This is a genomic window from Arthrobacter sp. B2I5 (assembly GCF_030816735.1).
GTDB lineage: Bacteria > Actinomycetota > Actinomycetes > Actinomycetales > Micrococcaceae > Arthrobacter.
The window spans coordinates 355,735-369,347 of sequence record NZ_JAUSYF010000001.1; the positions used below are offsets into that span (position 1 = coordinate 355,735).

Annotated in this window: 11 protein-coding genes and 2 pseudogenes; 5 read left to right on the forward strand and 8 right to left on the reverse strand. The window is 65.9% G+C overall.

The window, feature by feature from the left end; all coding sequences use genetic code 11:
* Window positions 1–173: 173 nt before the first annotated feature.
* Window positions 174–482: a hypothetical protein gene (locus QFZ60_RS01625; protein WP_235565071.1), complete on the forward strand. Its 309-nt coding sequence runs from the start codon at window positions 174–176 to the stop codon at window positions 480–482.
* Between the two features lie 143 nt (window positions 483–625).
* On the opposite strand, the gene QFZ60_RS01630 is transcribed toward QFZ60_RS01625, so the two are convergent.
* The 5 genes and pseudogenes from QFZ60_RS01630 to QFZ60_RS01650 form a co-directional block, all read right to left on the reverse strand.
* The gene (locus QFZ60_RS01630; protein WP_307087566.1) at window positions 626–2,008 is read right to left on the reverse strand and encodes a DUF3100 domain-containing protein; all 1,383 of its coding nucleotides are present in this window, start codon (window positions 2,006–2,008) and stop codon (window positions 626–628) included.
* On the reverse strand, window positions 2,005–3,231 hold the full coding sequence (locus tag QFZ60_RS01635) for an amidohydrolase (RefSeq protein ID WP_307087568.1): 1,227 nt from the start codon (window positions 3,229–3,231) through the stop codon (window positions 2,005–2,007). Before QFZ60_RS01635 ends, QFZ60_RS01630 begins: the two co-directional genes overlap by 4 nt.
* A gap of 7 nt (window positions 3,232–3,238) precedes the next feature.
* Window positions 3,239–4,786 carry an aldehyde dehydrogenase gene (locus QFZ60_RS01640; RefSeq protein WP_307087570.1) on the reverse strand — a complete coding sequence of 516 codons (1,548 nt, stop codon included), beginning with the start codon at window positions 4,784–4,786 and terminating at the stop codon, window positions 3,239–3,241.
* 37 nt (window positions 4,787–4,823) lie between these two features.
* Window positions 4,824–5,738: pseudogene (locus QFZ60_RS01645) on the reverse strand (NAD(P)-dependent oxidoreductase); the annotation flags it as partial.
* A gap of 57 nt (window positions 5,739–5,795) precedes the next feature.
* On the reverse strand, window positions 5,796–6,707 hold the full coding sequence (locus QFZ60_RS01650) for a MurR/RpiR family transcriptional regulator (protein ID WP_307087571.1): 912 nt from the start codon (window positions 6,705–6,707) through the stop codon (window positions 5,796–5,798).
* Between the two features lie 178 nt (window positions 6,708–6,885).
* Between QFZ60_RS01650 and QFZ60_RS01655 the strand changes: the two genes are divergently transcribed.
* The 4 genes and pseudogenes from QFZ60_RS01655 (at window position 6,886) to QFZ60_RS01670 (ending at window position 10,309) form a co-directional block, all read left to right on the forward strand.
* Window positions 6,886–7,359 carry a hypothetical protein gene (locus QFZ60_RS01655; protein WP_307093426.1) on the forward strand — a complete coding sequence of 158 codons (474 nt, stop codon included), beginning with the start codon at window positions 6,886–6,888 and terminating at the stop codon, window positions 7,357–7,359.
* Entirely contained in the window at window positions 7,244–8,332 is a 1,089-nt protein-coding gene (locus QFZ60_RS01660) for an HNH endonuclease signature motif containing protein (RefSeq protein ID WP_307087573.1), read from the forward strand. The genes QFZ60_RS01655 and QFZ60_RS01660 overlap by 116 nt, the downstream gene beginning before the upstream one ends.
* Window positions 8,333–8,601: 269 nt before the next feature.
* The gene (locus QFZ60_RS01665; RefSeq protein WP_307087574.1) at window positions 8,602–9,660 is read left to right on the forward strand and encodes a hypothetical protein; all 1,059 of its coding nucleotides are present in this window, start codon (window positions 8,602–8,604) and stop codon (window positions 9,658–9,660) included.
* Window positions 9,661–9,836: 176 nt separating this feature from the next.
* Window positions 9,837–10,309, forward strand: a pseudogene (locus QFZ60_RS01670) (SRPBCC family protein).
* Between the two features lie 104 nt (window positions 10,310–10,413).
* Here QFZ60_RS01670 and QFZ60_RS01675 read toward each other — a convergent pair.
* The 3 genes from QFZ60_RS01675 to QFZ60_RS01685 form a co-directional block, all read right to left on the reverse strand.
* On the reverse strand, window positions 10,414–11,400 hold the full coding sequence (locus QFZ60_RS01675) for an aldo/keto reductase (protein WP_307087576.1): 987 nt from the start codon (window positions 11,398–11,400) through the stop codon (window positions 10,414–10,416).
* 266 nt (window positions 11,401–11,666) lie between these two features.
* Window positions 11,667–12,902, reverse strand: a complete 1,236-nt coding sequence (locus QFZ60_RS01680; RefSeq protein WP_307087577.1) for an NYN domain-containing protein — start codon at window positions 12,900–12,902, stop codon at window positions 11,667–11,669.
* A gap of 114 nt (window positions 12,903–13,016) precedes the next feature.
* Window positions 13,017–13,490, reverse strand: a complete 474-nt coding sequence (locus QFZ60_RS01685; protein ID WP_307087578.1) for a GNAT family N-acetyltransferase — start codon at window positions 13,488–13,490, stop codon at window positions 13,017–13,019.
* Window positions 13,491–13,613: the final 123 nt, after the last annotated feature.

Consider the following 13,613-nt stretch of genomic DNA (forward strand, 5'->3'; position numbering starts at 1 on the left):
CGCTCGTCGCCGCGGTGGGCATCAATATCAAGGCCCCGTTCTGTCGCCCGACGGCGGCTGGGCCGGCCTTGCAGGACGATGGAAAGGCAGCCGGGGCAGCGGGGCCCTCCGGCCCTATCGGGATGACACGGGAAGGCCTATCTTTACCTGACCCAGCCCGAAGGAAAGGAACAATGATGTTCACCTTGCAGATCAGCTATCCAGTCCGGGATTACGAGGCCTTCAAGAAGGTATTCGACAGTGATCCTGCAGGCCGCGCTTCCTCCGGCGCCAGGTCTGTCCGGCTTTTCCGGGATACCCAGGAGCAAAACAACGTTGCCGTACTCCTTGACTTCGATACCAAGGATGCTGCGGACGGCTTCCTGAAGGGGCTCCGCCGCGACGTGTGGGACAACCCCGACGTGATAGGGCAACTGATGACCGCAGCGCCCTCGGCCAGGATTCTGGAGGAGACGGCGCGCGAGGGCCAGGGCGCGGGCTGACCGCAGAATAGGCGCGAGCTGAAAATCCCCATCGGGTTTGCCTCCCGGATCCGGCGTCTGAAATGAAAAGCGGACGACGCCGGGTGCCCACCCGCCGTCGTCCGCTCCACCAAGCCCGCCCCAAAGGCGGCCCGCAAACTAACTCAGTGCCACAACCCCAGCGCGAACTCGGCAATCACCGTGGACAGCAGGAACGACGCCGTAATCGCCACCAGCCCGACGGGGATGATCTTCCAGCCGATGTTCTTCAGCAGCGGGATGTCCTTGCCCAGGGAGAGGCCGGCCAGGGTCAGCATCACGGTGGCGATGGACAGGAAGTCCACGGTCTTGACGGCCGCGTTCAGCGCCTCCGCCCCAAAGAACCACGGGCTGGAAATGTACGCGCCGATGGTGGTGATGAACACGATCGCCGAGATCTTCCGCGTCACCTTCGCCAGCGCGATGCCCACCAGGACAAGCGCCAGCAGGACCACGTACCCCAGCACGATGGTCAGGCTGAACCCCTTCGCGGCGATCGACGCCGTGCCAATACCCAGCACCGTCAGCACAGACAGTGAGAGCCACAGCGGCAGCTTGATCGCCGCGGAAGACTCGGCCACCCGCTCACGGAACCGCCGGTTCTCCTCCGCCTGCGCGGCCTCGCGCTCCACATCGGCAGTGCTCCGCTCAGCAGGAGCAGAACCAGCGCCAGCACCAGCAGCAACAACCTCCCGGCTCTCCTGCTTCCGCGTCAGCACCCGGTAGAACTTGTCCGCCAGCGGCAGCGCCACATAGATGCCCACGTACACACCCAGCACCGTGGTGATCAGGTTGGACACGGCGGCCATGCCCAGGACAGCCTCCTGGTCGCCCGGGTAGGCGGCGGTGATGCTCGCGACGGACGCAGCCATCATGGAACCGGACCCCACGCCGGCGCCCATGGCCAGCGCCAGCGGATCGAAGATCTTCCAGTTGGCCACCAGCGACGTCAGCAGCGTGATGAACACGGCGCCGAACAGCGTCCCGAACACGTACATGGCCAGCACGCCGCGGTACTGGTCCGAGTCCGGCCCGTACTTCTCGGACACCATGGCGAAGGACGGCTCACGGTCCAGCGAGAACGTGGCACCCACGGTGGCCTTGCCCATCCGCAGCAGCACGGCCAGCGGCAGCGCCAGCACGATGGTCCCCAGCAGGTGGCCCACCTCCTGCAGCAGCAGCGCCGGGCCAGCCTTCAAAAGCGTGGGCAGGCTGGGGCCGATGTTGAACGCCAACCGCGCCACCAGCAGCAGCACCGCCACGCCCACCAGCGCCGCCGCAACCCGCTGCAGGTCAATGCCCAGCGGCTTGAACTTCTGGATGGACACCAGGAGGCCCAAAATCAGGCCCCACACCATGGGAAAAATGATGATGGCGCCGATGCCCAGGTCGATCTTCGCCTGCCCAATGAACTGGACGGCGAGGGCAATCACGAACGCCAATGCGGCGATGGGGATGGTCAGCCTGGTGCCGGCCTTATCCGTCCGGGCTGTTTTAACAGTGCTCATGATGCGCCTTCCTGGGTGAAAGTACGACGGCGGTACGCCGCTTGGGTGAAGCGTTGACGTTGGGTGGGGGTTGAGGCAGCCGCGGCGATGGTCCAGGCCAGCGCGGTTCCGGCCTCGAACATCACCCCGTACGCCTGCGGACTGTCCGCGAGGGCGGCGAACGCATGCGAATGGATGGGAAGGTCCGCACCCGGAATGCTCAGCCATGGGTGCAGGGACGGGATGACCTGGGAGATGTTGCCCATGTCCGTGGAGCCGCCGCTCAGCCCGGCGGCCGGGGAAGTGTCCTTGCCGAAGGCGTCCATCGCCGCGGTCCAGTGCGCTGCCAGGTCGTCATCCTGGACCAGCGGCTCGTACAGAGGTTCGGTGTCCTCGAATGCCAGCGTGGTTCCGGTGGCCAGCGCGGCCCCTTCGAAGCAGCGGCGCACCCGCACCAGCAGTGCCTCGAACTCGCGCAGGGTGAAGGCCCGGCACTCGAACTCCACCACGGCCTTCTCCGGGATGATGTTGGTGACGTGCCCGGCCTCGGCCACAAAGCAGGCAATCCGGTGGTCGGACGGGATCTGCTGGCGCAGCAGGCCGATCGCCACCTGGCTCAGCACGGCCGCATCCGCGGCGTTCACGCCCATGTGCGGGGCGGCCGCCGCATGGGCCGCCTTGCCGGTGAACGTGGCCTTGTACCGTCCCACGGCCTGCGCGCTCGTGCCGGCCGGGTTGTAGGTGACCCCGTCCTGGACGGGGTGGACCATCAACGCCAGCCCCACGCCGTCGAACGCTCCCTGCTCCAGCATCAGCGCCTTGCCGCCGCCGTGCTCCTCCGCGGGGGTGCCGATGGCCTTGAGGGTGATGCCAAGTTCGTCCACGTAAGGCTGCAGCGCCAAAGCTGCCGCGACGGACGCACCGGCGATCAGGTTGTGCCCGCAGGCATGGCCGATGCCGGGCAGCGCGTCGTACTCCACGCACAGCGCCACCACCAGGTCCCCGTTGCCTGCGGTCGCCGTGAAGGCGGTGGGCAGCCCAGCAGTGCCGTGCTCCACCTCGAAGCCGCCCTCGGCCAGCAGGGCGGTGATGGCCTCGGCGGACTTCACCTCCTCGAACGAGATTTCCTTGTAGCCGTGGATGTCCTTGGCCAGCGCCTTCACCTTTGGCTTCCAGCGTTCGACGCCGTCCGCCAAGGCAGTGCGCAGCGCACCGGCCGCGGGGGTTGTGTCAGTCGTTTCCATGGGTCTCCTAGTAGGACAGGGACGGGAAGGGGGAGCCGGCGGCGCGGGTGGGCACCCAGACGGCCTTGGTCTGCATGTACTCGTCCAGCACGCCCGGGCCGGAGGAACGGCCGTGGCCGGAATCGCCGAACCCGCCGAACGGCACCGCCACGTGGATGGTCTTGTAGGAGTTGATCCAGAACGTGCCGGCCTTGACCTCGCGGGCCACGTGGTGGGCGCGCGACACGTCCGAAGTCCACACCGCGCCGGCCAGGCCGAAGCTGGTGTTGTTGGCGCGGGCGATGGCCTCGGCTTCAGTATCAAACGCGTCCGCGCCCACCACCGGGCCAAAGACCTCGGTGGTTTCCAGCCGGTTCTGGGGAGTGACGCCGTCCAGCAGCGTGGGCATCACCCAGTGCCCGCCCTTCAGGGCTGAGCCGCTCAGCGCCTCCGGCAACGTGGTCCCGGTGAGGCGGCGGCCGCCGTCGTCCATTCCCTCCTCGATCAGGCCGGTGACGGTGGCGAACTGCTGCGGCGTGATGATGGGGCCCACCTCGGTATCTGCGCTGAGGGGGTCACCGACGCGGAGCTTTGCTGCCCTGGCGGCGACCAGCTCCACAAATTCTGCGTGCACGCTCCGCTCCACCAGGAGGCGGGACCCGGCCACGCAGGACTGGCCCGCTCCGGAGAAGATGGCGGAAATGGCACCATCCGAGGCGCGCTCAAGGTCGGCGTCGGCGAACACGATGTTGGCGCTCTTGCCGCCGAGTTCCAGCAGGGCCGGGATGCCGGCCTGGGCTGCTGCCACCGCCACGCGGCGGCCGGTGGGGACGGAACCGATGAAACTGACCTTGCCCACGCGCCGGTCCGTGGTCAGTGCCGTCCCGACCGTCTGGCCCAGGCCGGCGGCCACGTTGAAGACGCCGGCCGGAAGCCCTGCTTCGTGGGCGATCTGGGCGAGCCGGACCGAAGACGCGGGGGTGAATTCGCTGGGTTTGACGATCACGGCATTGCCCGCGGCGAGCGGTGCGGCGGAGTTCCAGCCGGCGGTGAACAGGGGGGCGTTCCAGGGGGTGATGGCGACGACGACTCCCCACGGCACGCGCTCGGTGTAGGTGTGCCAGTTGCCGGGGACGGGAATGGTCTGCCCGGTGAGCTTGTCCGCCCAGCCTGAGTAGTAGCCGAACATTTCGGCTACCTTGGCGGCTTCTGCACGGGAGTCGCGGATGGGCTTGCCAGTGGTGGCTGATTCGAGGACGGCCAGTTCTTCGGCGTGCTGCTCCACCGCGCGGCTGACATTTCGCAGGATGGCGGCCCGCTCGAAACCGTTCAGCCGCCCCCACACGGCGGCTCCCGCCGTCGCGCTTTCCAGGATGGCGTTGGCACCCTCGGCTCCGGGGTCCGCGTAGGTGGCGAAGCGTTCGCCGGTGGCTGCGGCGGTGAGGGTGATGCTCTCACCGCTGCCGGTGGTTACGCGGCCGTCAACGAAGGCGCCGAGGCCGTCCGGGAAGGCGGCGTCCAGGACTTCCCTGGCGGTGGCCGCGGAGGATGAGGTGGGTGCTGTGGTGATACTCAAGATGCTGTTCCTTTGGTGCGCTTTGTCGCTGGAGGCGTTAGACGGCGGATGGGGTGCCGGGGGCGCCGGCGGGGGTGATGGCTGGAGCAACCGTGCGGGCGATCTCGGTGAAGTCGGCCTTTGGTCCGAGCACTGCCAGGGCGTCCTGCCACTGGCTGGCGACGGCGGCCAGGAGCGCGGGCTTCTCGCCGATCTGGGCGGCGACGTCCACGGCGAGGGCGGCGTCCCGGGCCATCAGGCCCATGGAGAAGCCGGAATCGTGGCTGCCGGTGAGCACCCAGTTTGGGTACATGTTGGCCGAGACCTTGCTGCCGCCGGAGGCACCGCTGATGCTGGCCGCTGCAGTGGCGGGGTCGATGCCGTACGCCTTGGCCACGCCCAGGGCCTCGCCCACGGAGGCGAGGTTGGCGGCGGCCAGGACGTTGTTGAGGAGCTTGACCACGTTGCCGCTGCCGGGGCCGCCGATGTGGCTGAAGTTGCCGCCGGTGAGCGCCAGCAGGACGGGCTCGGCAGCCTTCAGGGCGGCATCCGTGGCACCCACGAAGGCGCTGAGCGTGCCGGTTGCAGCGCCGTCGCGGCCACCGGAGACGGGGGCGTCAATGAAGGCGGCACCGTGGGCTTCGGCGAGCCGGGCCATCTGCTTGCTGGTGGCCGGCTCTGAGGTGGTGGTGTCGACGATGGCGACGGTTCCCGGGCTGGCCAGGAGCTGCGGCACCGTGGTTTCCACGATGCCGGCGGCGGGGAGGGAAAGGACGGCGTAGGGGGTTCCGGCCACGCTGGCCAGGGATTCTGTGGTGCTGATGCCTGTTTCTTCGGCAGCTTTCCGGGCGGCTTCCGAGGGGTCGAAGCCGGTGACATCCCAGCCTGCCTTGTGCAGGGTGGCGGCCATGGCTCCGCCCATGGCGCCGAGGCCGATGACGGCGACGCGGCGGTTTTGTGGCTCGTTCATAGGGGTACTCCTGGGTGGCTGTTGTGGTTCTGTGCGGGAGGTCTTGCCTGGTCAGGGAAGTCAGTCGAGGTAGATGTCCAGGTCTTTCCAGAGCTGCTGGGTCCGGCGGATGGTGGCCCGGCTGCGCTCCGGGTGCGCTGCTTCCATGCCGGCGAGCAGGCCGTAAACCAGGGAGTTCGCGGCGGTGACGGACTGGAAGAATGAGATGCCTTCGGAGGCCACCACCAGGAGGTGGTCCGCTGCCGTGGCCAGGCGGCCGCGGCGCAGATCGCTGATGGCGACGACGGTGGCACCGGCCTGCTTGGCGGCTTCTGCGGCGATGATGATCTGCTTGACCGAGCGCCACATGTTGATGACCACCAGGACGTCGCCGGGGCCGAGGCTGTTGGTGCTTGATGCCAGGTGCGGGCCGGCGCGGCTTTCCAGGCTGATGGGATAACCCATGGTGGACCCCAGATGGGCCATGACGCTGGCAGGTCCGGCAAAGGAGCCAATGCCGACGACGGTAATGGACTTGGCTGCCGCCAGCGCGGCAATGGCGGCCTCGGCTTCCTCCGGGGTGTTGGAGTCGAGCGTCAGGCGGAGGTTTTCAATGTCGTGGTTGATGGCCTCATACAAGGGGCTGCGGGTTTCGCCGTGCTCGGTGAGGGTGTCTTCGGTGGAGATCATCACCAGGTAGCGGGAGCGGAGTTCGCGCTGCAGGTCGGGCCAGCCCCGGTAGCCCAGGTGCTGGGCAGTGCGCACTACGGAGGAGTTGTTCACATCAGCGCGCTGGGCGATTTCGGCTATGTCCGCGTAGGAGGACAGCTGCGGGTTGCGGCGGATGACCTCCACCACACGGCTTTGGGCCTTGGTCAGCGGAACGTCGGGCAGGGCATCGCCGAGCCAGGCGTGCGAGCTGATGCCGGAGCCGTTGCCGTCCACTTCCACGGACTGTTCGGCTGCCTGCTCCGGGAAAGCGCTGGGGTTCATGAAAGGCCTGTCCTGTAATGCAGATCACTCTGCAAGTGCAATTGCATCTAATGTACTCTGCAATTTCGTTTGCGAACAGGGCTTTGCGTTTCCGCGATGTAAACCTCGTTCCGGCAGCCGGCAGCGGTGCGGCGTGGGCTGAAATCAAAATGTCACACCCTCCTGCCAAGCTTTGAGTATGGAAACCGGAGTGGCCGTGGACGCAAGAGGCAGTGCCGGATTGGCCGCTGCCGTTATGTCCATAAGGGGGCTGGCGGACGAGCTGGCTGAAGTCCTTGGCCGGTCTGCACACGATTCGGATGGTGCTCACCGGGATGATCACGATCCGCTAGGCGACCTTGCTGATTCGTGCCTGGACGGTCTGGGGGTTGTGGCGCGGATCGAAGCAGTTGCAGCGGCGGCAAAAGTCAGGCTGCTGGCCACGTATGCAGAGTCGACAGCCGCGATGGAAGCACCGGCAGAAAGTGCGTATGAGTCGTCGGCGCGCGAGATGAGCCTGGTAGCGGAAGTCGCCTGCGTTCTGACCATTGGTGAACGTGCCGCAGCCGCGCTGTCTGGGCGAGGCGCACGCGCTGACCACAACGTTGCCGGCGGCATTGGATGCCTTGCAGGCTGGAATGATTTCGTGGCCGCACGCCTGCGCCGTCGTTGATGAAACCACAGGCCTGGACAAAGGTGCCGCCGCTGCGCTGGAGAACCACTTCTTCAATCCCTATGCACCGAACCCGGCCCGTGGCGCCGCGCCAGGCGATCTCGTGCCGTCGCGGTTCCGGCGGAAGCTCCGGTCCTGGCGGGAACGCCACCACCCTGAGTCCCTCGAAATCAGGCACGCGAAGTCCGTGGAAGACCGACGGATGGAATACTCCCCGGACCGCAACGGGATGGCGTGGGTTTCGCTGTACATGCCTGCAGACAAGGCCTGCGCCATTTGGAACAAGGCCACTGCCCTGGCCCGTGGCCTGCAGGGACCAGACGAACCGCGGACCCTCACCCAAATCAAGGTCGACGAGGCCGCCAGATTGTTGCTTGGTGCCGCAGGGAAGAACGCCGGGGCCGGGCCGTCGCTCAAAGCGGACGTCATGGTCACGGTGCCGGTCCTCTCCCTCTTCGGCGCCACGGACGAACCCGCAGATCTTGACAACTACGGACCCATCCCGGCATCGATGGCACGCAAACTCGTTTCGGAAGGCGCCGGTTCCTTCTACCGGGTGTTGGTGGACCCGCGGGACGGGGCGCCGCTGGAAATCGGCCGGACCAGCTACCGGCTTCCGGAATCACTGAAGCGGTGGTTGCGGATGCGCGATGGAAAGTGCACGTTTCCCGGCTGCAGCAACCACAGTCAGGACAACGAAGCCGACCATCTCAGAGCCTGGGAGCGAGGCGGAAGCACCGGGATCAGCAACCTGGGCCAGCTGTGCCCCAAGCACCATCGGCTTAAGCATCGAACCCGCTGGAGCCCGGGCCCGGCAGCCGCGAATGAACCGCCCGGCTGGGTTTCGCCCTCCGGCCGCCAATACAACGCCGAACGAGCTGACCGGGAACCAACGCTCTGGCCACCAGGTCTCCTCCCGGACGGAAGCAGCAGCCCGTTGGAGATACTGATCGTTGACTATCTCGTTGCCTAGGAGTCACGCGACCATACCCGGGCCCAGCAAGACGCTGCTTCCCCCGGCAGCGTGAGGGGCAGGTTGCGCGTTTTCCGCTGCCGCTCGCGCCCTGTAGGCACGGACGTTGATATTCCGAGCGCTTTGTCCCTTCCCGTTGCGTTCACCCGCCGTCTATCAGTACGCCCTAAACCGTTTCGGCGCGCCCAGGAGTCTTTTCACGCACCCTTCCGCCCCGCGCACCCCAAGCCGGGCGGACATCCCCGAGGTACCAGGAGTACTGCGTGTTCGTGAAAAGCAACCCTGCCGCCGTCGCCGTCACAAAAACCACGACGACGGCACTCGCCTTGGCACTCGGCCTCCTTGCGGCCCAGCCTGCCCAGGCAGCCGACAACGTAGCAGATGACAAGGAGGCCTTCACCTTCGCCGCCATCGGCGACATCCCGTACGGCGAAACCGAGATCGCCAAGTTTCCATCCCGCATCCAGGACCTCAACGCGGACAAGGGCCTGAAGTTTGTAGCACACGTGGGCGATATCAAGAACGGCTCCTCCGTCTGCTCGGACCAGTACTTCTCCTACATCCGGACCCAGTTCGACACGTTCACCCACCCGCTGGTCTACACGCCCGGCGACAACGAGTGGGTGGACTGCCACCGGAACAACAACGGCGCCTACAACCCACTGGAACGCCTGGACAAGCTGCGGGAAGTCTTCTTCAACCAGCCAGGCAAGACTCTCGGCGCAACCATGCCGGTGAAGAGCCAGGAGAACCTGGGCCTTCCCGAGGACGTCCGCTTCACCAAGAATCGGGTGGCCTTCTCCGTCCTGAACGTCCAGGGCAGCAACAATTCCCTCCTGCCGTGGACCGGCCTGGGCAAGACGGCGCCCACACCGGAGCAGCTCGCCGAGGTGGAGCACCGGACGGACGCCGTCATCGCCCAGATCCACCAAACCTTCGCCGACGCCAGGCGCAGCAATGACCGGGCCGTGGTGCTCATGGAGCAGGCCGACATGTTCGATCCGTCGCTGCTCGCCGGCGCCACCGCCGACCCGGACACCGTGTCCGGCTTCCGGGAGATCGTGCAGGCGGTCGTGGACGAAACCAACTATTTCGATGCTCCCGTTTACCTGGTCAACGGCGACAGCCACGTCTTTGCCGAGGACCAGCCCCTCGCCACGGGCTCCCCGTGGCTCGACATCTACGACTCGCCGGCCGCGGACAACCTGCAGCGCATCACCGTGGACGGCGCCGGCAACGCTGTCGATTACGTCCGGTTCACGGTCACGGGCAACAGCGCCCCGGGTGCAGACGTGCTGAGCTGGGAAAAGGTCCCCTTCAGCGGGTAGTCACCCAGCGGAAGCGGACGACGGCGGGTTCCCGCCCGCCGTCGTCCGCTTCTTTGTGGAGGTCTGGACCCCGGTAGCCGGCGGATTTATGGTGAAAGGGTGGCGGCTGCCTGACTGGCAGGATGCCAAGCCCTGCCAGTCCGCTGTTGCGGCCGTCCGTTTTTAGGAGGCAGCAGATGGAGCACGTAGAAGAGACCGTTGACGTCGCTGTACCGGTGCGCACCGCGTACAACCAGTGGACGCAGTTCGAATCCTTTCCTCAGTTCATGTCCGGCGTGGAATCCGTAACCCAGCTCACCGACACCACCAACCACTGGGTCACCAAAGTGGGTGGTGTCCAGCGGGAATTCGACACTGAAATAGTCGACCAGGAGCCGGACGACCGCATCGCCTGGCGCAGCACCGACGGCAAGTCCCACGCTGGAATCATCAGGTTCACGCCGCTGGATGCCAACCACACGAAGGTCAAGTCCACTTCGAGTGGGCGCCGGAAACTGCCACCGAAAAAGCCGGCGCAGCCCTGAAGGTCGACGAGATGCAGGTGAAGGCGGACATGCGGAAGTTCAAGGACTTCATCGAATCGCGCGGCACCGAAACCGGCGGCTGGCGTGGCGAAGTCAAGGACACCGGGCCCACCGGACAGTTCTAGAAGTGCCAGCGGCTGAGGAATCGATGCCAACAAACAGGAAGCGGACGACGGCGGGTGCCCACCCGCCGTCGTCCGCTTTCCTAAGTTGTTACCCACCCAGGGGACTATCGCCCAACAAGCCCCATGTGCAGATCGTTGTAGCGGTTTCCCTGCACACCGATCCGGGCGGCGACTGCGTTGAGGTCCGCAACTTCATCGGCGGACAGGTCCACGGCTGTCGCGGCCGCGTTTTCCGCCAGGCGCTCGCGGCGGCGGGTCCCGGGGATCGGCACAATCCACGGCTGCTGTGCCAGAAGCCACGCCAGCGCAATCTGTCCTGGCGTGGCGTTTTTGGCGGCGGCGAGTCCGGCCACGTGATCCACTAATGCCTGATTGGCGGCGCGGTTCTCAGGTGAAAACCGCGGAATCGTGCCGCGGACGTCACCCTCGGAGAACTGAGTGGACGTATCCACGGTTCCGGTGAGGAAGCCCTTGCCGAGCGGGCTGAACGGCACGAAACCGATGCCCAGCTCCGCCAAGGTGGGCAGCACCTCCGGCTCAGGGTCACGCGTCCACAGGGAATACTCACTTTGGACCGCCGTCACCGGATACACGGCGTGGGCGGCCCGGATGGTCGCAGCCGAGGCCTCAGACAGGCCGAAGTGGCGGACTTTTCCGGCCTGAATAAGTTCACCAACGGCACCTGCCACTTCTTCGATCGGCACATTGGGATCCACCCGGTGCTGGTAGAAGAGGTCAAGCGTGTCCAGGCGCAGCCGGCGCAGTGACTCGTCAGCTACGTGTTTGATACGCGCGGGGGAGCTGTCGAGCCCCACGGACTTGCCGTCCTCGATCCGCCACCCGAACTTGGTGGCAATAACCACCTCGTCCCTGACCGGCGCGAGTGCCTCGCCGACGAGTTCCTCATTGACGAAGGGGCCGTATACCTCGGCCGTGTCAAAGAAGTTGATCCCCATCCCCACCGCGTCGCGCAGCACCCCGATCATGGCCTGGCGGTCCCCAGGGTTGGGGCCGTAGCTCTGCGACATCCCCATGCAGCCAAGCCCAATCGCCGATACCTGCAGGCCCTGCCCAAGTGTCCGTGTGTGCATGATGTCTCCCGTGTCCGTTGCGGTCATACCTGCCGTTACCACCGTGCGGCCTTACTCCAGTCAACGGCATCCCGGGCGCTTAAGGGAGTCCCTGCTGAAACGGGTTCTGGCAGGGCCACCCTTGTGTGTCCGCTGCCCGACAAACAGAAGCGGACGACGGCGGGTGCCCACCCGCCGTCGTTTGCGTTCCTCAGGTGCCGGGCTAATCGGTTGGAGCCGGAATTGCCTAAGGCGGCGTAAGGTTCCCAATCCTCGGCTGAGGAGGTCTAGGTATCCAACAACCCGCCGCTGGCCCAACGCCGGACCGCGAGCTGCTCGTCGGCGTCGAACTCGAGCGAGGCAACCCGGCACAGTTCCTCCACGTACCGTGTCCAGGCAGCTGCCAGTTCGGCTGCCGTTGCCTCGTCATTGAACGGGAAGCCGGCGTAGGAGAGGCCCTGCAGCACGAAACTCACGGCGTTCCGCGACACTGGTTCGCCCGCGCTGACGCAATCGTCCCGAACCTGCCGTGACAGCTCGGTGCGGTTGGCCGGATGCTCGCGGAGCCGCGTTGCCATGGACTGGAAGATTTGCCGGAACTGGGCGGCCGAGAGTGCCGGGACATCCGTTACCCTCGTGACTTGCTCCTCGACGCCGGGCTGCTTGTCAGCCGGAGCCGGAAGATCGTCGATTGAGAACCGCTTCGCGTCCCAAACCCAGCCGCCCTGCGCCGACGAATACTCGATATCCTTGCCAATTTGGGAGACCCACGTTCCAAATCGTCCAAAACCGCCCCAGTCCGTTTTCAGGGCAGGATCTGCGGCGAGGGCACGGTGAGCAACCATCGCTCCGACTACCGGGCCCGGGGCGGTACGGATGAACTCCAGCACCTCCCGGACACCCGGCGAAGCTGCCTTGATTTTGGTCTTCGCTGCAGTGGGGGCCTGGCGTTGATTCCCTGAGGTGACCATGTGAATGGGATCGCTGGGCGTGCCGTTGAGGATGGCAACGAAGTCATGGGACTCCACAACGTGGTCCGCCATCTCCCGGTACGCGAAGGCCACGGCGCCTGCCGCGATAACAGTGGTCATCCGGTCGGCGGCGCGGAACCGCTGTATCAGCGACGTAAAGTCAGCATCCGCAGAAGCGATAAAAAACTCTTCGATGCCAACGCTTCCAGAGAGCGCGTCCATGGCATCAAGAACCAGGTTGATGTCAGTGCTGCTCTTACCCCGCTGTGTCAGCGACGGGCAGTCGATCACGCGGAACCCGGCGCGCGTCCAGTAGGTCCGGTACTTCGAGTACACCGTCGGGTTCAGGTAGCAGTTGCGGATCAGGAAGCGGCGGGCGCCTTTGCCGGAGTCGCCGGCTGACAGTGCCTCGGCCCAATGCTTGGGGTCCTCGGCGAAACGCTTCGCCGCCTCTGGATCGATGGCCTGCAGGCCGGTGAAGACATTATCGAAGTCAACGAACATCGCAGCACGTATGCCGGGCCGCCGGGTGGGTGGGAGCGCCTCATTCATTGGCCCAGTGTGCCAGCAACGCCCGGCTGGGGTAACCAGTACGCGCCCACACGCGGGAGGGACGACGGCGCGTGCCCACCCGCCGTCGTTCGCATGTGCCGGGCATGTGCCTTGCTAAAGGCGAAGCTCCATGAAGACGCTGTTGGGGTCCAGCACGTAATCGGCGAACGGCGGGCGCTCGCTGAAACCGTGCCGGGCGTAGAGGCGGCGTGCGGGAGCGAAGTAGTCCTCGGTTCCCGTCTCCAGGTAGACGTGCTCAAGGTTCCATGCACGGGCGTCGTCCAGAATATGGCGGAGCATGAGGGTGGCAACGCCCCGTCCCCGCGCGGTTGCCGTGGTGCGCATCGACTTGATCTCGCCGTGCCTTGCAGGGCCGGTGGGGGAGTCCAGGAGCTTAAGGGCGCCGCACCCCAGCAGGTTGCCGTCCTCCCGGGCCGTCCAGAACGTGATCGAGGGGGCGGCCAACGCCGAGTGGTCCAGGGCGTGGACGCTCTCGGCCGGCGAGGTAGCAAACATGTCTGCCAGGTGCTCGCTGAGCAGGAGGTGGACATCGTCGCGCATGGGGCTGTCCCGGTCTATGGAAATCATCGCCTCAAATTTACCTGTTGCACCCAGCTTCTCCGCTGTGCCATGATTCCCGTGATCGTGACCCGACCGCAGGAGGTGAGACCCATGAATGCTGTATCCGCAATGGGTGCTCCCTGCAGTCCA